23 protein-coding genes are annotated in these 19,594 nt (G+C 62.7%); 18 read left to right on the top strand and 5 right to left on the bottom strand.

Features of this window, described 5'->3' with window-relative positions:
- Positions 1-251 precede the first annotated feature (251 nt).
- The 7 genes from BTM36_RS09715 (at position 252) to BTM36_RS09690 (ending at position 5,567) form a co-directional block, all read left to right on the top strand.
- The gene (locus BTM36_RS09715) at positions 252-722 is read left to right on the top strand and encodes a DUF2244 domain-containing protein (RefSeq protein ID WP_077236088.1); all 471 of its coding nucleotides are present in this window, start codon (positions 252-254) and stop codon (positions 720-722) included.
- Between the two features lie 22 nt (positions 723-744).
- Positions 745-1,905, top strand: coding sequence for a cytochrome c oxidase subunit II (coxB, locus tag BTM36_RS09710; RefSeq protein WP_077236087.1), 1,161 nt, complete (start codon positions 745-747; stop codon positions 1,903-1,905).
- Positions 1,906-1,923: 18 nt separating this feature from the next.
- Positions 1,924-3,552, top strand: coding sequence for a cytochrome c oxidase subunit I (gene ctaD / locus BTM36_RS09705; protein ID WP_077236086.1), 1,629 nt, complete (start codon positions 1,924-1,926; stop codon positions 3,550-3,552).
- Positions 3,553-3,591: 39 nt separating this feature from the next.
- Positions 3,592-3,702, top strand: a complete 111-nt coding sequence (locus tag BTM36_RS28740) for a cytochrome oxidase small assembly protein (RefSeq protein ID WP_006461515.1) — start codon at positions 3,592-3,594, stop codon at positions 3,700-3,702.
- Positions 3,699-4,271 carry a cytochrome c oxidase assembly protein gene (locus BTM36_RS09700; protein WP_039873973.1) on the top strand — a complete coding sequence of 191 codons (573 nt, stop codon included), beginning with the start codon at positions 3,699-3,701 and terminating at the stop codon, positions 4,269-4,271. The genes BTM36_RS28740 and BTM36_RS09700 overlap by 4 nt, the downstream gene beginning before the upstream one ends.
- Before the next feature lie 28 nt (positions 4,272-4,299).
- Entirely contained in the window at positions 4,300-4,530 is a 231-nt protein-coding gene (locus tag BTM36_RS09695) for a DUF2970 domain-containing protein (protein ID WP_006461517.1), read from the top strand.
- Between the two features lie 176 nt (positions 4,531-4,706).
- Complete coding sequence (locus BTM36_RS09690; protein ID WP_039873976.1) at positions 4,707-5,567, top strand: cytochrome c oxidase subunit 3; 861 nt, start codon at positions 4,707-4,709, stop codon at positions 5,565-5,567.
- Between the two features lie 72 nt (positions 5,568-5,639).
- On the opposite strand, the gene BTM36_RS09685 is transcribed toward BTM36_RS09690, so the two are convergent.
- Complete coding sequence (locus BTM36_RS09685) at positions 5,640-5,840, bottom strand: twin transmembrane helix small protein (RefSeq protein WP_006461519.1); 201 nt, start codon at positions 5,838-5,840, stop codon at positions 5,640-5,642.
- A 117-nt stretch (positions 5,841-5,957) separates the two neighbouring features.
- On the opposite strand from BTM36_RS09685, the gene BTM36_RS09680 reads away from it, so the two are divergent.
- Genes BTM36_RS09680 through BTM36_RS09660 form a run of 5 tightly spaced genes read left to right on the top strand, consistent with a single transcriptional unit; the run spans position 5,958 to position 9,956 of the window.
- Positions 5,958-6,680, top strand: coding sequence for an SURF1 family protein (locus BTM36_RS09680; protein ID WP_077236085.1), 723 nt, complete (start codon positions 5,958-5,960; stop codon positions 6,678-6,680).
- Positions 6,667-7,293: a cytochrome C oxidase subunit I gene (locus tag BTM36_RS09675; RefSeq protein ID WP_077236084.1), complete on the top strand. Its 627-nt coding sequence runs from the start codon at positions 6,667-6,669 to the stop codon at positions 7,291-7,293. Before BTM36_RS09680 ends, BTM36_RS09675 begins: the two co-directional genes overlap by 14 nt.
- A gap of 41 nt (positions 7,294-7,334) precedes the next feature.
- Complete coding sequence (locus BTM36_RS09670) at positions 7,335-8,471, top strand: heme A synthase (protein WP_077236083.1); 1,137 nt, start codon at positions 7,335-7,337, stop codon at positions 8,469-8,471.
- A complete protein-coding gene (cyoE, locus tag BTM36_RS09665; protein WP_006461523.1) occupies positions 8,468-9,361 on the top strand; it encodes a heme o synthase in 894 nt (297 codons plus the stop codon). The genes BTM36_RS09670 and cyoE overlap by 4 nt, the downstream gene beginning before the upstream one ends.
- 4 nt (positions 9,362-9,365) lie before the next feature.
- Entirely contained in the window at positions 9,366-9,956 is a 591-nt protein-coding gene (locus tag BTM36_RS09660; protein WP_077236082.1) for an SCO family protein, read from the top strand.
- 81 nt (positions 9,957-10,037) lie between these two features.
- Here the strand turns inward: BTM36_RS09660 and rpoH are convergent, their stop codons facing one another.
- The 4 genes from rpoH to ftsY form a co-directional block, all read right to left on the bottom strand.
- Positions 10,038-10,937 carry an RNA polymerase sigma factor RpoH gene (gene rpoH, locus BTM36_RS09655; protein ID WP_077236081.1) on the bottom strand — a complete coding sequence of 300 codons (900 nt, stop codon included), beginning with the start codon at positions 10,935-10,937 and terminating at the stop codon, positions 10,038-10,040.
- 540 nt (positions 10,938-11,477) lie between these two features.
- Complete coding sequence (locus BTM36_RS09650) at positions 11,478-12,401, bottom strand: ABC transporter permease (protein WP_077236080.1); 924 nt, start codon at positions 12,399-12,401, stop codon at positions 11,478-11,480.
- Positions 12,398-13,090, bottom strand: coding sequence for a cell division ATP-binding protein FtsE (locus BTM36_RS09645; RefSeq protein ID WP_077236079.1), 693 nt, complete (start codon positions 13,088-13,090; stop codon positions 12,398-12,400). Before BTM36_RS09645 ends, BTM36_RS09650 begins: the two co-directional genes overlap by 4 nt.
- Before the next feature lie 4 nt (positions 13,091-13,094).
- Positions 13,095-14,288, bottom strand: a complete 1,194-nt coding sequence (gene ftsY, locus BTM36_RS09640) for a signal recognition particle-docking protein FtsY (RefSeq protein ID WP_077236078.1) — start codon at positions 14,286-14,288, stop codon at positions 13,095-13,097.
- Between the two features lie 168 nt (positions 14,289-14,456).
- On the opposite strand from ftsY, the gene BTM36_RS09635 reads away from it, so the two are divergent.
- The 6 genes from BTM36_RS09635 to BTM36_RS09610 all read left to right on the top strand — a co-directional run bounded on the left by BTM36_RS09635 (position 14,457) and on the right by BTM36_RS09610 (position 19,445).
- Entirely contained in the window at positions 14,457-15,836 is a 1,380-nt protein-coding gene (locus BTM36_RS09635) for a pitrilysin family protein (RefSeq protein ID WP_077236077.1), read from the top strand.
- A gap of 55 nt (positions 15,837-15,891) precedes the next feature.
- Complete coding sequence (locus BTM36_RS09630) at positions 15,892-16,548, top strand: ParA family protein (protein ID WP_077236076.1); 657 nt, start codon at positions 15,892-15,894, stop codon at positions 16,546-16,548.
- Positions 16,549-16,574: 26 nt separating this feature from the next.
- Positions 16,575-17,909 (top strand): pitrilysin family protein, encoded by a 1,335-nt coding sequence (locus tag BTM36_RS09625; RefSeq protein WP_174616832.1) that lies wholly within the window; start codon positions 16,575-16,577, stop codon positions 17,907-17,909.
- 30 nt (positions 17,910-17,939) lie between these two features.
- A complete protein-coding gene (gene rsmD / locus BTM36_RS09620; protein WP_077236074.1) occupies positions 17,940-18,602 on the top strand; it encodes a 16S rRNA (guanine(966)-N(2))-methyltransferase RsmD in 663 nt (220 codons plus the stop codon).
- A gap of 36 nt (positions 18,603-18,638) precedes the next feature.
- Positions 18,639-19,121, top strand: coding sequence for a pantetheine-phosphate adenylyltransferase (coaD, locus tag BTM36_RS09615; protein ID WP_006461533.1), 483 nt, complete (start codon positions 18,639-18,641; stop codon positions 19,119-19,121).
- A 63-nt stretch (positions 19,122-19,184) separates the two neighbouring features.
- The gene (locus tag BTM36_RS09610) at positions 19,185-19,445 is read left to right on the top strand and encodes a YfhL family 4Fe-4S dicluster ferredoxin (protein WP_006461534.1); all 261 of its coding nucleotides are present in this window, start codon (positions 19,185-19,187) and stop codon (positions 19,443-19,445) included.
- Positions 19,446-19,594 lie beyond the last annotated feature (149 nt).

The following is a 19,594-nucleotide window of genomic DNA, read 5'->3' as shown; positions in this document are numbered from 1 at the left end:
GCGGCGGTGCGTGCTTGATCCATGGCGACGTTAGCCCTTATACTCAAATGGGTAAAAAAATTCACACAAAGAAATTCCAGCACGAACAAATAGCAAGAATAAATAAAGACCGCAAAACGGATAGCCACGGATAGCGCCAAGACCAGGCAGGCCACCCAGCAAGACCGGGCCGCCCCCGCCATCCAGTGAGTGATCCTGCAGCGGATCGAAACAGAGACACACTCGACCGACAATCATGCTGGCGAGGTGCTATGGAGACGCGGGAATGGATATTGAAGCGCAATTGTTCGATTGCGCCACGTCAGCTGGCGTGGGTCTTCGCAATCCTTTGTACGGTTTCACTCACGGTCGCGCTGGGCTTCACGCTCCACGGCGCCTGGACCATCCTGTTTTTTTCAGTCATTGAATTATTGGCGGTGGGCGCGGCCATGCTGGTCTACGCCCGTCACGCCACGGATCGCGAAGTAGTGATGCTGGTCGATGATGGCCTGGTGGTCGAACTCTTCCAGGGTAGTCATCGGCATCGCAGCAAATTGCAGTTGCATGGCATGCGCATCGCTTTTCCAGCAGGACGCCAGGCACTGGTGGCCCTGGAGAGCCAGGGGCAGCGCGTGGAAGTGGGACGGTTCATGAGCGAGTGGAAGCGATACGAATTCGCGCAGGAGCTGGAGCGCGCACTCTCCGCCAGGGCCGGCGGGACGGCTGCACTCTCATTCTTATAATTTTGGGCTTTTGAGGAAATCCATGAAACTTGCGAAGCGCCTTCAATCCCTGACCCTCGGTGCCTCGCTGCTGGCAGCCGGCTTGCCGGCCTGGGCAGTGGTGGACAGTCCGGGGGGACCGGCCGTGCTGCAGATGAACTTCCAGCCGCCGGTGACCAAGATCGCCGAGCAGATCTACGACCTGCACATCCTGATGCTGATCATCTGCCTGGTGATCTTCGTGGCGGTGTTCGGGGTCATGTTCTATTCCATCATCAAGCACCGCAAGTCGGTCGGCCACAAGGCCGCCACCTTCCACGAAAGCACGACCGTGGAAATCGCCTGGACCGTGGTGCCATTCCTGATCGTGATCGGCATGGCCCTGCCGGCCACCAAGACGGTGGTCGCCATGAAGGACACCTCCAATGCCGACCTCACCATCAAGGTCACCGGCATGCAATGGAAGTGGGGCTACGACTACCTCAAGGGCGAAGGGGAAGGCATTTCCTTCCTCTCCAACCTGGCCACGCCGCGCGAGCAGATCACCGATCCCTCGCTGAAGAAGAACGACAACTACCTCATCGAGGTGGACAACCCCGTCGTGGTGCCGGTCAACAAGAAGGTGCGCATCGTCACCACCGCCAACGACGTGATCCACTCCTGGACCATCCCCGCCTTCGGCGTGAAGCAGGATGCCATCCCCGGCTTCGTGCGCGATACCTGGTTCCGTGCCGAGAAGATCGGCACCTATCGCGGCCAGTGCGTGGAACTGTGCGGCAAGGACCACGCCTTCATGCCCATCGTGGTCAACGTGGTCAGCGATGACGACTACAAGAAGTGGGTCGACGAAAAGAAGAAGGAAATGGCCGCCAAGGCCGATGACCCCACCAAGACCTGGACCGTGGACGAGTTGAAGCAGCGTGGCGAAAAGGTCTATGCCGCCAACTGCGTGACCTGCCACCAGGCCAACGGCAAGGGTCTGCCGGGCGCCTTCCCGGCGCTCGATGGCAGCCCGGTGGTCAATGGCCCCAGGGCTGACCAGATCCACCTGGTGCTCAACGGCAAGAACGCCATGCCGCCCTGGAAGGGCTCGCTCAACGACACCGAGATCGCCGCCGTCATCACCTACACGCGTAACGCCTGGTCCAACAAGGCCGCGGAAAACATCGTGCAGCCGGCCGAAGTGCTGGCCGCCCGCAAGTAATCGTTTGGAGAACCGGACATGACTACCACTGTCGACCACGCCCCCGACCATTCCCACGATCACGGGCATGGGCATGCTCACGACGATCACCACGATCATGCGCACGATCACCCCCACGGCTGGCGGCGCTGGCTCTTCGCCACCAACCACAAGGACATCGGCACGCTCTACCTGTGGTTCTCGTTCACCATGCTGCTCTCTGGCGGGGTGCTGGCGCTGTTGATCCGGGCCGAGCTGTTCCATCCCGGTCTGCAATTCTTCCGTCCCGAATTCTTCAACCAGTTGACCACCATGCACGGCCTGGTGATGGTGTTCGGCGCGATCATGCCGGCCTTCGTGGGCTTCGCCAACTGGATGATTCCGCTGCAGATCGGCGCCTCCGACATGGCCTTCGCGCGGATGAACAATTTCTCCTTCTGGCTGCTGCCACCGGCCGCCCTGCTGCTGGCGGGTTCCTTCCTGGTGCCGGGTGGCGCCACTGCCGCCGGCTGGACGCTGTACGCACCGCTGTCGACCCAGATGGGGCCGGGCATGGACATGGGTATCTTCGCCATGCACATCATGGGTGCCTCTTCCATCATGGGCTCGATCAACATCATCGTCACCATCCTCAACATGCGCGCGCCCGGCATGACGCTGATGAAGATGCCCATGTTCTGCTGGACCTGGCTGATCACCGCCTACCTGCTCATCGCCGTCATGCCGGTGCTGGCCGGTGCCATCACCATGACGCTGACCGACCGTCACTTCGGTACCTCCTTCTTCAACGCCGCCGGCGGTGGTGACCCGGTGATGTACCAGCACATCTTCTGGTTCTTCGGTCACCCCGAGGTCTACATCATGATCCTGCCGGCCTTCGGCATCGTCTCGCAGATCATCCCGGCCTTCGCCCGCAAGCCGCTGTTCGGCTATGCCTCCATGGTGTATGCGACCGCCTCGATCGCGATCCTGTCCTTCATCGTCTGGGCGCACCACATGTTCACCACCGGCATGCCGGTGACCGCGCAGCTGTTCTTCATGTACGCCACCATGCTGATCGCCGTGCCCACCGGCGTGAAGATCTTCAACTGGATCGCCACCATGTGGCGCGGCTCGATGACCTTCGAGACGCCGATGCTGTTCTCGGTGGGCTTCATCTTCGTCTTCACCATGGGCGGCTTCACCGGCCTGATCCTGGCGGTTACGCCCATCGACATCCAGATGCAGGACACCTATTACGTGGTGGCCCACTTCCACTACGTGCTGGTGGCCGGTTCCCTGTTTGCGCTCTTCGCCGGTTACTACTACTGGGGTCCTAAGTGGACCGGCTACATGTACAACGAATGGCGCGGCAAGTTCCACTTCTGGGCCTCGCTGATCACCTTCAACATCACCTTCTTCCCGATGCACTTCCTGGGCCTGGCCGGCATGCCGCGTCGCTATGCCGACTACCCGGCGCAGTTCACCGATTTCAACATGGTCGCCTCCATCGGCGCCTTCGGTTTCGGCCTGTCGCAGGTGTACTTCCTGTTCTTCGTGGTGATCCCGTCCATCAAGGGCGGCCAGAAGGCCGAAGCCAAGCCCTGGGATGGCGCCGAAGGCCTGGAGTGGACCGTGCCCAGCCCGGCGCCCTTCCACACCTTTGAAGAACCGCCGGTGGTGAAGTAAGCGCCTGTGGACAAGATAACCTACGTCAACGGAGCCGCCATGAGCGAACGCAAGAAGCCCAACAACCTGCGTACCGGCCTGCTGCTGGGGCTGGTGGCGCTGGCCTTCTTCGTGGGGATTTTCATCAACCGTATCTGGTTCGCCAAATGACTCGTCCATCGGATCAGGAGCAACAAGCAGAAGAGCGTGGCCTGAACCGCACGATGCTCAGGAAGCTGGTCGTGGTGGCGGTACTGATGTTCGGTTTCGGTTACGCGCTGATCCCGGTCTATCGCAAGATCTGTGAAGTGACCGGGGTGAATTTCCTCACCCCCAAGGACGTGACGGTAGAGGCGCCGGCCAATACGCAGATCGACAAGACGCGCACGATCACGGTGGAGTTCGATGGCAATGCCCAGGGACCGTGGCGTTTCCGGCCCACGGTGACCAGCATGCAGGTGCATCCGGGCGAGATGACGCAAGTCACCTACGAGGTGGTCAATACCCAGGCGCGCAATGTCGACGCCCAGGCCATCCCCAGCTATGCGCCGCAGCAATCGGCGGCCTTCTTCAAGAAGGTGGAGTGCTTCTGCTTCACCCAGCAGACGCTGGGGCCCAACCAGGCCAAGCAGATGCCGGTGGTGTTCTATATCGATCCGAAGTTGCCCAAGGAGGTGACCACGATCACGCTGTCCTATACCTTCTTCGAGATCAACGGCAAGGACAAGACGGCAGGCTGAAGCAGGGCTGGCCCTGCGAGGAGACGGTTTGGACGATGAGCTGAAACAGGCGGCGCAGCGCAAGGCCTCGTTCGGCGCGACGATGAAGGCGGTGTTCTGGTCCTTCTTCGGCGTGCGCAAGCGCAAGGATTACGAATCGGATGCCGCCAGGCTCAATCCGGTGCACGTGATCATCGCCGGCATCCTCGGCGCGGCCATCTTCATTGCCATCCTGGTGACCATCGTCAAGCTGGTGGTGGCCAGTGCGGCGGGTGGCTAGGCGGGTGGCTAGGTGGGTGGGGAGGCGCATGGGACGTGGGTGGCCATTGAGCGGGCCGGCAGAGGCAGCGATGGATTTGAGCATCAGGAAAAAGTGAACCTGGAACGCAATGGCATTCACCACAGATGAATGCAGCACCAGGCAACCGTAATCGGATTTCGTACCGGGAGAAGAACATGAGTTCTCAGCAAGCCAAGGCGCCCCATTATTTCGTTCCAGGCCCGTCGCGCTGGCCGATGATGGCAGGCATTTCCATGCTCATCACCATGATCGGGGCCTCGGCCTGGGTCAACGGGGTGTCGTGGGCGCCCTATGTCAACATCCTCGGTATCCTGATGGTGTTGGTGGTGCTGTATTACTGGTTCGGCGACGCCATCGGCGAATCCGAGTCCGGTCTCTACAGCGAGCGCATCGACCTCTCCTATCGCTGGAGCATGAGCTGGTTCATCTTCTCGGAGGTGATGTTCTTCGCCGCCTTCTTCGGTGCGCTGTTCTATGCCCGCAGCATTACCATGCCCTGGCTGGCTGACCTCGACCACAAGCTGATCTGGCCCGACTTCGCAGGTCAGTGGGGCAATGTCGGCCCGGCGGGAACGGTGGAGAACTTCACCACCATGGGACCGTTCCCCATTCCTACCATCAACACCTTGCTGCTGCTGACCTCCGGCGTGACGCTGACCATTTCGCACCATGCGCTGCGCGCGGGTCATCGTACGCAGACGGCGGTGTGGCTGTTCCTCACCATCCTGCTGGGCGCGGTCTTCATGGGCTTCCAGGCCTACGAATACATCCACGCCTACCATGAGCTGAACCTGAAGCTGACCTCGGGCATCTACGGTTCCACCTTCTTCATGCTGACCGGCTTCCACGGCTTCCACGTGACCATGGGCGCGATCATGCTGTCGGTGGTGCTGTATCGCCTGCTGCGGGGGCACTTCACGCCGACCCACCATTTCGCCTTCGAGGGTGCGGCCTGGTACTGGCACTTCGTGGACGTGGTGTGGCTGGGTCTGTACGTGGTGGTGTACTGGCTGTAAGCCTGACAATCCAGGCAGTCCAGTCAAGTGAGGGCCGCACTTCGGTGCGGCCTTTTCATGTGAGGGAAGGTTTCAGCGGATGCCGGTCGGCTGTATCCAGCCCAGCTTGTAGCTCAGCAGGATGAAGAGGAACAGCGCCACCGAAAAGCCCACCCGCAAGGTCAGTGCCTGGACCGTGCGATTGCTCTTGCCCTTGTCGCGCATGAGGAAGATCAGTGCCGAGGCCAGGCTGGCCAGGATCAGGATGAAGGCGATGGCGACGATGATTTTCATGGCGGTAGAATTCCTGTCTCGGTCCGCTGGCTTGCGGTATGCTGCGTTGGTTTACTTAGTTTTTGCATCCCTTTTTGCATCCCGCTTCTGAGGCCATTGTAAGGCCAAACTTCATCGATGCCGACCAGATTCCGCTTCCGCCTCATCCCCTTCTGCGCCACGCTGGTGGTGGCCGCCGCCGGTATCGCGCTGGGCCAGTGGCAGAGTCATCGGGCGGCGGAGAAAACCGCCCTGCAGCAGCGCATGCAGGCGCGTGCCAGCGAAACGCCATTGCTGACCCTGCCCGCGGAAGCGGTCACCAGCGATATGGAATTCCGCCATATCAAGCTGCGTGGAGAGTTCGTTCCGCAGTGGACGCTCTATCTGGAAAATCGTCCCTACAATGGCGCCGTCGGGTTTCACGTGCTGACGTTATTCAAGCCGGAAGGCAGCCCGCAGGCCGTGGTCGTGGCGCGCGGCTGGGCGCCGCGTGATGCCGCCGATCGCACGCGGGTACCGCAGGTGGCACCACCTGCGGGTGTGACGGAAGTGGAGGGCGTGCTGCGCCATGATGCCGGCCACGTGCTGCAGCTGGGCCAGGCCGATGCACCCCGGCCGCAGGCCATCCTGCAGAATCTGGACATCCCCGCACTGGCGCAGGCCAGCGGCATGGCGCTTTCGCCGCTGGTGATAGAGCAGGGCGGTAAGCCCGGTGATGCGCTGGTACGCGACTGGCCCGCACCTTCGCTGGGCATCGACCGCCATCGTGGTTACGCGGTGCAGTGGTATGCACTGGCCGCCATGGCACTGATTTTTTTCATCGTGACAGGATACAAACGTGGTCGTCATGACAAAGCCTGAAGTCCCTGCCAAGCCGGCGCCCCTGGAAGATGCACGCCGTCGCCGCCTCGGTCGCTGGAAGATGCTGGCCATCGTGGCGGTCTGTGCTGCGCCGCTGATCGCCTCCTATTTCACCTACTACGTGATCAAGCCGCAGAGCCGCAACAACTACGGCGCCTTGATCGACCCGCGCCAGTATCCGATTCCGGACCTGGGCAGCAGCGCCATCGATGGCAGCCCTGCCAGGCTTGAGGATTACAAGGGCAAGTGGGTGATGTTGCAGGTGGATCGCGGCGAATGCGGGGCGCCCTGCCAGCAGAAACTGCTGACCATGCGCCAGCTGCGGCTGATGCAGGGCAAGGAGATGGAGCGCGTCGAACGCGTCTGGCTGGTGACCGATCGCGCACCGATCCAGACCCTGCTCCTGCGCGAATACGACGGAACCGATATCCTTCGGGTTGACGCCGGCAAATTGCAGTCCTGGTTGCCGGTCGATGCCGGTACCTCGGTCGAAGACCACATCTACCTGATCGACCCGCTGGGCAATCTGATGATGCGCTTTCCCAAGGACCCCGATCCCGGCAAGATGAAGAAGGATATTTCCAAGCTGCTGCGCGCTTCGGCCATCGGGTGATGCCCGGGCCGGCACGCATGCTGACGCAAGTTTGAATCAAGATGAATGCAACGACGCTGATACAACTGGGCCTGACCGGGCTCGTGGTCGCCCTGATCCCCCTGGCGCTGGTCTCGCGCGCACAGGGCGTGGCCAATAAATACCGCAAGCTGGTGTGGGTGACGCTGTTCTTTACTTTCGACCTGATCATGTTCGGCGCCTTCACGCGCCTGACCGATTCCGGCCTCGGTTGCCCCGACTGGCCGGGTTGCTACAGCCACGCCAATCCGCTGCTGGCGCATGAACACATCAATGCCGCCCAGGAAGCCATGCCCTTCGGCCCGGTCACCTGGGCCAAGGCCTGGATCGAGATGATCCACCGTTATTTCGCCATGGCGGTGGGCTTCCTGATCATCGTGCTGATGGTGACGGCGTGGCGACGCTGGATCAGATCGGGCAGGACCGAGCTGCAGTTCCGCCCCTGGTTCCCTACGGCTCTGCTGGGCTTCGTCTGCCTGCAGGGGGCCTTCGGTGCCTGGACCGTGACCATGAAGCTGCAACCCGTCATCGTCACGATTCACCTGCTGCTGGGCCTGACATTGCTGGCCATGCTGGCCTGGCTGGGCGCGCGGCAGGAGACCCATGTGCCGGTTTCTGCGGCCGGGCGCGCCTTGATCGTGCCGGCCACCATCGGCGCCGCCCTGCTGGCGCTGCAGATCGCGCTGGGGGGCTGGGTGAGTACCAACTATGCGGCGCTGGCCTGTTCCGATTTCCCGCTCTGCAACGGTCAGCTGGTGCCGCAGATGGACTTCGAGCACGGCTTTACCCTGTGGCGCCACCTGGGCATGACCTCGGCCGGCGACTACCTGCCGGTCGAAGCGCTGACCGCAATCCACTGGGTGCACCGCAGTTTTGCCTTTGTCGTGATCTTGTATGTTGTATGGCTGGCACACCGCGCCCTGCGTGACGAGGGCTTGCGCAAGACCGCCCGCTGGATGCTGATCGTGCTGGGTTTGCAGCTCTGTACCGGTCTGGCGACCATCTATCTGAACTGGCCGCTGGCCATTGCCGTGGTCCATAACGGCGGGGCGGCGCTGCTGGTCATCCTCATGGTCATGTTAAACTACAAGGTCCGTTACGCACCCTCCGGCCTGGCCGTCGCTGCTCCACCAGCATCCGCCCGGCCCGTCACGCCATGACCACACTGACCGCCCAACCCAACCGCATCGCCCAGTACTGGGCACTGACCAAGCCGCGTGTGACGCAGCTGGCCGTGTTCTGTGCCGTGATCGGCATGTTCCTCTCCACGCCCGATCTGCCGGATTGGCACAAGGTCATCTTCGGCACGGTCGGCATCTGGCTCCTGGCCGGGGCCGCCTTCGCCATCAATTGCCTGGTCGAGCGCGAGATCGATTCGCGCATGGCCCGCACCGCCCGCCGGCCACTGGCGCGCGGCGAAATCACGGTACCGCAGACGCTGGTGTTCTCGGGCGTACTCGGCGGCCTGGGCATGTGGGTGCTGTACAACCTGGTCAATCCGCTGACCATGTGGCTGACCTTCGCGACCTTCGTCGGCTACGCCATCATCTACACCATCATCCTCAAGCCGGCCACCTCGCAGAACATCGTCATCGGCGGCCTGGCCGGCGCCATGCCACCCGCCCTCGGCTGGGCTGCGATCGCCAACGATGTACCGATGCAGGCCTGGGTGCTGGTGATGATCATCTTCATCTGGACGCCACCACACTTCTGGGCGCTGGCCATGTACCGCCGTGACGACTACGCCAAGTCCGGCCTGCCCATGTTGCCCATCACGCACGGCATGGATGTGACCAAGTTGCACATCCTGATGTACACCATCGCGCTCTTCGCCGTGAGCCTGCTGCCCTTTGCCATTGGCATGAGCGGCCTGATCTATCTGGCCACGGCGGTCGTGCTGGGAGCGATCTTCTTCTGGTACTCCTGGCAGATCTATCGCCGCTACACCGACCTGATCGCGCGCAAGGCCTTCGCCTATTCCATCGTCTACCTGTCCATCCTGTTCGCGGTGCTGCTGGTGGATCACTATTTCCTGTTCCGCGGTTTCTAAGCCCATGAAAAGATTTTTCTCGGCGCTGCTGCTGGCCGGCTGCGCAACGCTGCTGGCGGCCTGCGGCCCGTCCAAGCCTGAGCTGAAGTTCAACAATACCGATGTCACCGGCCTGGACTACGCCAAGGACTTCGCCCTGACCGACCACAACGGCAAGCCGCGCACGCTGGCCGATTTCAAGGGCAAGGTGGTGGTCATGTTCTTCGGCTACACCCAATGCCCGGACGTCTGCCCGACTACCATGATCGAGATGGCCAATGTCATGAAGGAACTGGGGCCGGATGCGGACAAGGTGCAAGTGCTCTTCGTCACCGTCGATCCCGAGCGCGATACGCAGGAAGTGCTGTCGCAATACGTGCCAGCCTTCGACAAGCGTTTCCTGGGCCTGCGCGGTGACCTGCCGCAGACCGAGAAGGTCGCCAAGGAATTCAAGGTGTTCTACCAAAAGGTACCTGGCAAGCAGCCCGGCAGCTACACCATGGACCACACGGCCGGCAGCTATGTGTTCGACACCCAGGGCCACATCCGCCTGTTCGTCAAGCACGGCCAGGGACCGCAGACCCTGACGCATGACATCAAGCTGCTGTTGAACTGAGCCGGAGAGCTCATCCAGAGATGGAAAAAAGAAAGGCGCCCGAGGGCGCCTTTCTTGTTGCTGCGATGCGGATCAGCCGGATCAGGAATAGGCCTGCAGCGCCGTCTTCATCTTCTTCAATGCGACCGCTTCGATCTGGCGAATACGCTCGGCAGACACACCGAACTCATCGGCCAGCTCATGCAGGGTGGCACCCGAACCATCGTCATTGGCCAGCCAGCGGGCTTCGACGATACGGCGCGAGCGGTCATCCAGCTTGGACAGTGCGGCTTCCAGGCCTTCCGATTGCAGGCGATCGTACTGCTTGGCCTCGATGACACGGGTCGGCTCCGAATTGTCGGAAGACAGGTAGGCGATGGGCGCGAACTTGTCATCTTCATCATCGGTGGGCGACTCCAGGGCGATATCGCGACCGGACAGACGGGTTTCCATCTCGATCACTTCCTCGCGCTTGACGTCCAGGGTCTTGGCCAGCGCCTCGACCTGGGCCGGCGTCATCGCGTCCAGGCCTTCCTTGTGGCTGCGCAGGTTGAAGAACAGCTTGCGCTGGGCCTTGGTGGTAGCAACCTTCACCAGACGCCAGTTCTTCAGGATGTACTCGTGGATCTCGGCCTTGATCCAGTGCATGGCGTAGGACACCAGACGCACGTTCTGCGCCGGATCGAAACGCTTGACGGCCTTCATCAGGCCGATGTTGCCTTCCTGGATCAGGTCGGCGTGCGGCAGGCCATAGCCCAGATAACCACGGGCGATCGAGACGACCAGGCGCAGGTGCGACAACACCATCTTCTGGGCGGCACCCAGGTCATTCTTTTCGCGCAGGTCGCGGGCCAGCTTGATCTCTTCCTCGTGGGTCAGCATGGGCAGGCGGTTCACTGCGGAAATATACGCGTCGATATTGCCCAGGCTGCCGGAAAAACCCAGCGCGAGTGCATTGGACTCGGCAGGCATGAGTGCAGTTTGTGCAGACGCAGTTTTCATGGATTCTCCTCGTTCCTAGCGGAAACAGTATGAAGCGGTAAGCTTTGGGGCCGGCGCCGGCGCCGGTGGCTTGGCGCGGCAGATGCGCAGCGGGCGCGCATCGTCTCGGTTTGTTGCAGTGCTCACATAAAACTGGAGCAATTCGATAAGGTATTCTAGCACTCGTCACCCCAGAGTGCTAATAGCATGATTGGGAAGCGTTGATAGCCGAAGACTATTGCCGATCAGTCCCTCATTGCATTATTTCCCCTTTATATTAGTCGCCTTTGGGCGACAAAAGTTGCGATGCGGGTCAAAAGCAGGCGAGAAACTTGTAACAATTTTTGCAGCGCGCCACGGGGCTGGGAAGAGGCAGACGCCAGGGCAGAAAAGGGAGCACAGACAGAAGTGCCGCTTTGCCGGCAAGGCTGGCGACCACCCTTGGGAAGACGTACGAGACTTGGAATTATTGCAGGGCGAGGAGTTCCACCGGTGTTTCCGATGCCAGAAAAACCGAAGCCCGCTACTGCGGGCTTGGATCTGCAGGCGCCAGGAACAGCCTCAAGCCTTGCGGGCCAGCTGCCGATGCACCGACAGCATTGCCCCGAACAGGCCCAGCAGGGCGCTCACGGCCAGCAGCAGGGCGATGGCCATGGGGCTGGGCAGGGCCAGCTGGAATTCCGACGCATACAGGTGCGCGAAATCGAGGATGGCCGCATTGAGCGGTTGCTGTGCCGCCACCACCAGCCCCAACGCCACCAGTCCGGCGCATCCGCCCAGCAGCGCGCCGGTGTAATAGAAGGGCCGGTAGATGAAGGAATTGGTCGCCCCGAACAGGCGCGACACCTCGATCTCGTCGCGCTGCGTCATCACCTGCAGGCGGATCGTATTGAACACCACCGCCACCACCACCGCACCCAGCGTAATGCCGAGGAACAGCAGCACCAGCCGCAGGATGCGCAGCAACGCCGCCAGCCGTTTGACCCACGCCGAGTCGATCTGCACCGTATCCACGCCGGCCTGCTTCTTCAGTTGCTGCGCGATGTCATCGACGCGGCCGGCATTCATGGCGTTCTCGAAGCCCGGCAGTCGCACCACGAAGCTGTCCGGCAGCGGATTGCTGCCCAGGGTATTGAGCACATCGGCCAGGCCGGTCTTGCTCTTCAAGGCATCGAAGGCCTTCTCGCGCGGGATGAACTCGACCTTGCCGTTGGTATTGCCGTCCTTCAACACCTGGTTGATGGTCTTGCCCACCGCCAGCGCAGCATCGCGGCTGGCCTCGGGTTTCATGAAGATGCTGATTTCCGGCTCCACCGACATCTGGTCCGAGATCGGGCGCACGTTTTCCAGCGCCGACAGGCCCGCAAAGGGCAGCGCCAGCGCAATCGAGACCACCAGCACGTTGAGCACGAAGTTGCCTGGCGAGCGCAGCAGGTGGCGCAAGGCGTCGGCGATGGCGGCGAAATGCTGTCTCAACCAGTTCATGGCGATACCTCCACCGGATTGGCCACGCCGTTGTGCCAGCCATCGACGATGCGGCCGCGGTCCAGGTAGACGATGCGGTCGGCACCGGTCAGGAATTGCTCATCATGGGTCGAGATCAGGCAGGTCACGCCCACGCCATGGAAGGATTTCAGGGCCGCCAGCACCTTGTTGGCATTGGCGCGGTCCAGGTTGGCCGTCGGTTCGTCGGCCAGGATGATCTGCGGACGGTTGACGATGGCCCGTGCAATGGCCACCCGCTGCTGCTCGCCACCGGACAGTTCCAGCGGTTCACACATGGCCTTGCTCAGCAGGTCCACCTTGTCCAGCGCGGCGCGGGCGCGCTTTTCGGCGTCCTGGCGCGAGGAACCGGTGACGATCAGCGGCAGCATCACGTTGGCCAGCAGGTTGCGGTCCAGCAGCAGCTTCTGCTGCTGGAAGATCAACCCCAGATTGCGGCGTAGGTAGGGCAGGCCGGAAGCCTTGATGCCACCGATGTCGGTGCCGTTGACGCTCAGCTTGCCCGCCGTGGGCCGCTCGATGGCCGCGATCATCTTCAGCAGCGTCGATTTGCCGGCGCCCGAAGGGCCGGCCAGGAAGATCAATTCGCCCTTCTTTACCGACAGCGTGATGTCGCGCAGGGCGTAGACCTCGCGCGCGTATTGCTTGGAAACCCGGGTAAATTCAATCATCAGTTCAGCTCAGGAGGGCATCGACGAATTCGGTGGCGTTGAACGGTTGCAGGTCTTCGATCTTCTCGCCCACGCCGATGAAATACAGCGGCACCGGGCGGGTCTTGGCGATGGCGGCCAGGATACCGCCCTTGGCGGTGCCGTCCAGCTTGGTCACCACCAGGCCGGTCAGCCCCAGCGCATCATCGAAGGCCTTGACCTGGGCCAGCGCATTCTGGCCGGTGTTGCCGTCGATGACCAGCAGCACTTCATGGGGGGCCGAACTCATCGCCTTGGCAATGACCCGCTTGATCTTCTTGAGTTCATCCATCAGGTGCAATTGCGTGGGCAGGCGGCCGGCGGTATCGACCATCACCACATGCGTACCGCGCGCCTGCGCCGAATGCACCGAGTCATAGGCCACCGCAGCCGGATCACCGGATTCCTGCGCGATCACCTGCACATTGTTGCGCTCGCCCCAGATAGCCAGCTGCTCGCGGGCGGCGGCGCGGAAGGTGTCGCCGGCGGCCAGCAGCACTGACTGCCCATGGGCCTGCAGGTGCAAGGCCAGCTTGCCGATGGTGGTAGTCTTGCCGGCACCGTTGACGCCGGCGATCATCATCACCAGCGGCTTCTCGCGGCCCAGCACCAGTGGACGCTGCAGCGGTTGCAGCAGGTCGATCAGCAGCGTGCGCAAGGCAGTACGCACCTGGGCGGCTTCGGTCAGGCGCTCGGCCTTGACCTTCTTCTTCAGTTCGTCCAGCAGCCACTGGGTGGCCTCGACACCAGCGTCCGACACCAGCAGTGCCGATTCCAGTTCTTCGTAGAGATCGTCATCGATGCGCGCTCCCACGAACAGGGTGGTGAGATTGCTGGACGTCTTGGACAGCCCCGCCTTCAGGCGCGACAGCCAGGAACGCTTGACCTCCGGTTCCGGCTCGGGCGCGGCGACGATCTCGGCTTCTTCCTCGGCAGCATCCTCGACGGGGGCAACTGCCTCGGGCAGCACTGGCGGCGCAGGGGCCGCGGTAGAAGCCGCTACGGGCGCGACTGCGGGTGCAGACACCATCGGCGCGGTTGCAACGGGAGCAGCAGGTGAGACGGGGGCTGCCGGTACGGGCTCTACCGGAGTGGGAGCCGGCTGCGGCGCCGCTTCGGGCTGGGGCGGCAGCGCGGGCTGCGCTTCCGGTTTGGGTTTTCTCTTGAAGAAACTGAACATCGGATGGCGATAGGCTGGATTCGGGCTGCGGCCGGGGCGGGAAGGCGGGAGGGGAGGCGCGCATGGCTGTCCTGACAACCGCAGTGGACAGGTTACAATTGCCCTTCCACAAGACCCGCGCATGGCCGCCAGGGTCAATGAATCCAGCATTTTATCAGAGCACAGCCCATGAATTTGAAGATCAGAGCCCTTCTCGCCACTGCCCTCTTCAGCCTGCTGGCCGGTGGCGTCACCCCGGCACAGGCCGAGCCGGCACGCGAATTCGTGCTCGGCAATGGCATGAAGGTGGTGGTCAAGGAAGACCGGCGCGCGCCCACGGCGGTGCAGATGGTCTGGTACAAGGTCGGTGCGGTCGACGAGTTCAACGGCACCACCGGTGTCTCCCACGCGCTGGAACACATGATGTTCAAGGGCACCCGCAACCACAAGGTGGGCGAGTTCAGCCGCCTGGTGGCCGAACTGGGCGGGCAGGAAAATGCCTTCACCGCCAATGACTACACCGCCTACTTCCAGCAGATCGAGAAGAGCCACCTGGAAGAGGTCATGGCCCTGGAAGCCGACCGCATGGCCAACCTGCAATTCGACGCCAACGAATTCGCCAAGGAGATCCGCGTCATCATGGAAGAGCGCCGTTGGCGCACCGATGACCAGCCCATGGGCCTCCTGAATGAAGCCCTCAACGCCGCCGCCTGGACCGCCCATCCCTACCACCATCCGGTGATCGGCTGGATGGACGACCTGCAGCACATGACGGTGCAGGACATCGCCAGCTGGTACCGTCAGTGGTATGCCCCCAACAACGCCACCCTGGTGGTGGCCGGCGACGTCGATGCCCAGCGCGTGCTGGCGCTGGCCAAGAAGTATTTCGGCAAGATTCCCTCCCACGCCCTGCCACGCGGCAGGCCGCAGAACGAACCCCAGCAGATCGGCATGCGCCGCGTCACCGTCAAGGCCCCGGCCGAGAATCCCTATGTGGTGATGGCCTGGAAGGTGCCGGCCCTGCGCCAGGTGGAGCAGGATCAGGAAGCCTACGCCCTGGACGTGCTCTCGGCCGTGCTGGATGGCTATGACAACGCCCGCCTTACCGCGCAGCTGGTGCGCACCAGCAACCAGGCCACCTCCGTGGGCGCCAGCTACAGCGGCGTGGCACGTGGCCCGGTACTGTTCACGCTGGAAGGCAACCCGGCCCATGGCGTCACCACCGAACAACTGGAAACCCTGCTGCGGGCCGAAGTCACCCGCATCGCCAGCGAGGGCGTCTCCGAACAGGAACTGCAGCGCGTGAAGACCCAGCTGATCGCCTCCCAGGTCTACAAGCGCGACTCCGTCTTCGGCCAGGCCATGGAAATCGGCATGCTGGAAACCGTCGGACTGGGCCAGAAGAACATCGACCGCATCATCGATCGCCTCAACAGCGTCACCGCCGCCCAGGTGCAGGAAGTGGCCCGCAAATACTTCGGCGATGACACCCTGACCGTGGCTACGCTGGTGCCGCTGCCGCTGGACGGCAAGAAGCCCGCGCCGCCACCGGCAGGGCTGTTGCACTGAGGCGCGTGCCGCCAGCGGCCACCGAGAGTCTTCCCAGTCCTTGCCGGAGGAAAACATGCCCGTCATCGTCGTCGCCAACCCCAAAGGGGGTGTCGGCAAGACCACCCTGGCCACCAACCTGGCCGGCTATTTCGCCAGCCAGGGCCATGGCGTCCTGCTGGGGGATATCGACCGCCAGCAGTCTTCACGCGCCTGGCTCGCCATCCGCCCGGAGCAGGCCCGTCCGATTGCCACCTGGGAAGTCAATGAAGACTACGTCGCCAAGCCCCCCAAGGGAACCAGCCACGTCGTGCTCGATACCCCGGCCGGGCTGCATGGCTGGCGCCTCAACGACGCCCTCAAGCTGGCCGACAAGGTGCTGGTGCCGCTGCAGCCCTCGATCTTCGACATCCTGGCCACCCAGGACTTCCTGCGTCGGCTAGCCAGTGAAAGGGCGGTGCGCGAAGGAGAGATCGACGTCGGCATCGTCGGCATGCGGGTCGATGCCCGTACCCGCTCGGCCGAGCAGCTGCAGCGCTTCATCGAGGGCCTGAAACTGCCGGTGCTGGGTTATCTGCGCGACACTCAGAACTACGTCCAGCTGGCCGCGCACGGCCTGACGCTGTGGGATATCGCCCCCTCCCGCGTACAGCGTGATCTGGAGCAATGGCAGCCCATCCTGCAGTGGCTGGCCAGCGCCAAGGGCAATGAACAAGATGCACAACGCGGATGATCCGCAGGTTTCGATTCCAGGCTTCTATGAAAAAATACTTAGGTTTTCTCCTCCTTCCGCTGAGCCTGCTGAGCAGCGCCCCTGCTTCGGCAGCCCTGGCCATCCAGTCGTGGACCCAGCCCGACGGCGCCCGCGTACTGTTCGTGGCCAACCATTCCATCCCCATGCTGGACGTGAGCGTGCAATTCGACGCCGGCCAGCGCCGTGATCCCGCCGCCAAGGCCGGCCTGGCCGAACTGACCGTGGACAGCCTCACCCGTGGTGTGGACGCCGGCCAGGGTGCTGATGGCGCCAATGCTGCCCTGTCCGAAGCGCAGATCCTGGATGGCTTCGCCGATGTCGCCGCCCAGCAGCAGGGTGGGGCCGGCCAGGACCGCGCCGGCGTGAGCCTGCGCACCCTGTCTGCCCCGGCCCAGCGCGACGTCGCATTAGGTCTGCTGGCGCGTATGCTGGCCCATCCCAGCTTCCCGCAGGCCGGGCTGGATCGCGACAAGGCACTGGCCATCGCCAACATCAAGGAAGAATTGACCAAGCCTGAAGCCATCGCCGAAAAAGCCTTCATGCAAGCGGCCTATGGCACGCACCCCTACGCCGTCGACGCGGACGAAGCCAGCCTGCAGGCCATCACCCGTGACGACCTTGTGGCCTTCCACCGCGCCCATTACGTGGCCAATCGCGCCGTCATCGCCCTGATCGGCGATATCACCGAAGCCCAGGCCCGTGCCATTGCCAGCGCGCTCACCCGCCAGTTGCCACAGGGCGCAGCCTTGCCGGCGCTGCCACCGGTGCCCACGCCCAAGGGCGGCGAAACGCGCATCGCCCATCCGGCCTCGCAATCCCATATCCTCATCGGCGCCCCGGCCCTGCAGCGTGGAGACAATGATTTCTTCGCGCTGACGGTGGGCAACTATGTGCTGGGTGGCGGCGGTTTCGTCTCGCGCCTGACCGACGAAGTGCGTGAAAAGCGCGGCCTGAGCTACAGCGTCTATAGCGGCTTCTCGCCACTGGCCCAGCCCGGCCCCTTCCAGATCGGCCTGCAGACCAAGAAGGAACAGACCGCCGAAGCATTGCGCGTGACCCGCGCCACGCTCGACAAATTCCTCCAGGACGGCCCCACCGCCGCCGAGCTCAAGGCCGCCAAGGACAACCTGGCCGGTGGTTTCGCGCTGCGCATCGACAGCAACGCCAAGCTGCTGGAAAACCTCTCCGTCATCGGCTTCTACGGCCTGCCACTGGATTACCTGGATCACTGGATCGAACGCGTCCGCGCCGTCACCGTGCAGGACGTGCGCGCCGCCTTCCGTCGCCATGTGCAGCCGGCGCAGCTGTCCACGGTCATCGTCGGTGACGACGCCCCATAGAGGCTCAATAAGCAAGCAGCAAGGAAAGTCATGAGCAAGAGCAGTTCCCCCAAGTCCGCCCCACCGGGCAAGCCGCGCAAGCCCGTCAATCGCGGCCCGCACCAGGTCCGCATCATCGGCGGCCAGTGGAAGCGCACCCCGCTCCCGGTGCTGGATGCCGAAGGTCTGCGCCCCACGCCGGACCGCGTGCGCGAAACCGTCTTCAACTGGATCACCCACCTGATCGATGGCGACTGGGCCCAGGTGGCCTGCCTGGACCTGTTCGCCGGCTCCGGCGCCCTTGGTTTCGAGGCCGCCAGCCGTGGCGCGCGTCGCGTGGTGATGGTGGAAAACAGCAGCCCGGCGGTATGCCAGCTGGAAGCCAATCGCGACAAGCTCAAGGCCGACGCCATCGCCATCCTGCGCGGCGACGCCCTGGCGGCCGCCCAGCATGCGGCCCAGCGCGAGCCCGGCGGCTACAGCCTGGTGTTCATCGACCCGCCGTATCACCAGGGCTGGCTGGAAAAAGTGTTGCCTGCCTGCATGACTTTGCTTACCCCATCCGGGCTGGTCTATGCCGAAGCCGAATTCCCGCTCGACGGCGACGATGCCCCGGCGTGGATGCAAGACTGGGAAGTGGTCCGCGCCGACAAGGCCGGCATGGTCTTCTATCATTTATTGCAACGCAAAAGCAGTGCCCGAATTGAGGCATAATGCGCCTTCTGATTGAATAGCCGGTGAGGAGACACCATGGTCACAGCTGTATATCCAGGGACATTCGATCCGTTGACGCGTGGGCATGAGGACCTGGTCCGCCGCGCTTCCGGATTGTTCGACAAGCTGGTCGTGGGCGTAGCCGACAGCAAAAACAAGAAACCCTTCTTTTCGCTCGAAGAGCGTCTGTCGATCGCCAATGAAGTGCTGGGCCACTATCCCAATGTCCAGGTGGAGAGTTTCTCCGGCCTGCTGAAGGATTTCGTGCGCCAGAACAATGCCCGCGTCATCGTGCGCGGCCTGCGCGCGGTGTCCGACTTCGAGTATGAATTCCAGATGGCGGGGATGAACCGCTACCTGCTGCCGGACGTCGAGACGCTGTTCCTGACGCCCTCCGACCAGTACCAGTTCATCTCCGGCACCATCGTGCGCGAGATCGCTCAGCTGGGCGGCGACGTCTCCAAGTTCGTCTTTCCTTCGGTCGAGAAATGGCTCAAGGAAAAGATCGCCAAGCAATAAGGCCAGGCGATCCACAAGAGGTAAAGGTAGGGCAATGATGTTTCAAGCAAGCGAGGTGCGGCAATGGCACTGATGATTACCGACGATTGCATCAACTGCGACGTCTGCGAACCGGAATGCCCCAACGAGGCCATCTACATGGGTCCGCAGATCTACGAGATCGATCCGGACAAGTGTACCGAGTGCGTCGGTCACTTCGATGAGCCGCAGTGCCAGCAGGTCTGCCCGGTGGCCTGCATCCCCTTCAACCCGGCCTGGCGTGAAAGCCGCGAGCAGTTGATGGAGAAGTACGAGCGCCTGCAGGCCGGGGCCAAGGCTTCCTGATTCCATTCCCGCCGTCCTTTCCGAGATGCCGTTCAGTGTCGCGCTGAACGGCATTTTGGTTTTGTGGATGCGCATGGAAAACACCATAGGCCAGGCTTGATACCGGCTATCGGCAGGCACAGATCGGCCCCGGTGCAGAAAATGCCAGA

The organism is Herbaspirillum sp. VT-16-41 (assembly GCF_001994935.1).
Taxonomy (GTDB): Bacteria; Pseudomonadota; Gammaproteobacteria; order Burkholderiales; family Burkholderiaceae_D; genus Herbaspirillum; species Herbaspirillum frisingense.
This window is presented reverse-complemented; position numbering and strand designations above follow the sequence as displayed.

Coding starts and splice junctions, on each gene's coding strand:
- rsmD (WP_077236074.1), top strand. CDS start 17,940: ATGAGCAAGAGCAGTTCCCCCAAGTCCGCCCCACCGGGCAAGCCGCGC.
- BTM36_RS09625 (WP_174616832.1), top strand. CDS start 16,575: ATGAAAAAATACTTAGGTTTTCTCCTCCTTCCGCTGAGCCTGCTGAGC.
- coaD (WP_006461533.1), top strand. CDS start 18,639: ATGGTCACAGCTGTATATCCAGGGACATTCGATCCGTTGACGCGTGGG.
- BTM36_RS09715 (WP_077236088.1), top strand. CDS start 252: ATGGAGACGCGGGAATGGATATTGAAGCGCAATTGTTCGATTGCGCCA.
- BTM36_RS09670 (WP_077236083.1), top strand. CDS start 7,335: ATGAATGCAACGACGCTGATACAACTGGGCCTGACCGGGCTCGTGGTC.
- BTM36_RS09685 (WP_006461519.1), bottom strand. CDS start 5,840: ATGAAAATCATCGTCGCCATCGCCTTCATCCTGATCCTGGCCAGCCTG.
- BTM36_RS09680 (WP_077236085.1), top strand. CDS start 5,958: ATGCCGACCAGATTCCGCTTCCGCCTCATCCCCTTCTGCGCCACGCTG.
- BTM36_RS09650 (WP_077236080.1), bottom strand. CDS start 12,401: ATGAACTGGTTGAGACAGCATTTCGCCGCCATCGCCGACGCCTTGCGC.
- ftsY (WP_077236078.1), bottom strand. CDS start 14,288: ATGTTCAGTTTCTTCAAGAGAAAACCCAAACCGGAAGCGCAGCCCGCG.
- BTM36_RS09630 (WP_077236076.1), top strand. CDS start 15,892: ATGCCCGTCATCGTCGTCGCCAACCCCAAAGGGGGTGTCGGCAAGACC.
- BTM36_RS09675 (WP_077236084.1), top strand. CDS start 6,667: ATGACAAAGCCTGAAGTCCCTGCCAAGCCGGCGCCCCTGGAAGATGCA.
- BTM36_RS09610 (WP_006461534.1), top strand. CDS start 19,185: ATGGCACTGATGATTACCGACGATTGCATCAACTGCGACGTCTGCGAA.
- BTM36_RS09660 (WP_077236082.1), top strand. CDS start 9,366: ATGAAAAGATTTTTCTCGGCGCTGCTGCTGGCCGGCTGCGCAACGCTG.
- BTM36_RS09635 (WP_077236077.1), top strand. CDS start 14,457: ATGAATTTGAAGATCAGAGCCCTTCTCGCCACTGCCCTCTTCAGCCTG.
- cyoE (WP_006461523.1), top strand. CDS start 8,468: ATGACCACACTGACCGCCCAACCCAACCGCATCGCCCAGTACTGGGCA.
- coxB (WP_077236087.1), top strand. CDS start 745: ATGAAACTTGCGAAGCGCCTTCAATCCCTGACCCTCGGTGCCTCGCTG.
- BTM36_RS09690 (WP_039873976.1), top strand. CDS start 4,707: ATGAGTTCTCAGCAAGCCAAGGCGCCCCATTATTTCGTTCCAGGCCCG.
- BTM36_RS28740 (WP_006461515.1), top strand. CDS start 3,592: ATGAGCGAACGCAAGAAGCCCAACAACCTGCGTACCGGCCTGCTGCTG.
- rpoH (WP_077236081.1), bottom strand. CDS start 10,937: ATGAAAACTGCGTCTGCACAAACTGCACTCATGCCTGCCGAGTCCAAT.
- BTM36_RS09645 (WP_077236079.1), bottom strand. CDS start 13,090: ATGATTGAATTTACCCGGGTTTCCAAGCAATACGCGCGCGAGGTCTAC.
- ctaD (WP_077236086.1), top strand. CDS start 1,924: ATGACTACCACTGTCGACCACGCCCCCGACCATTCCCACGATCACGGG.
- BTM36_RS09700 (WP_039873973.1), top strand. CDS start 3,699: ATGACTCGTCCATCGGATCAGGAGCAACAAGCAGAAGAGCGTGGCCTG.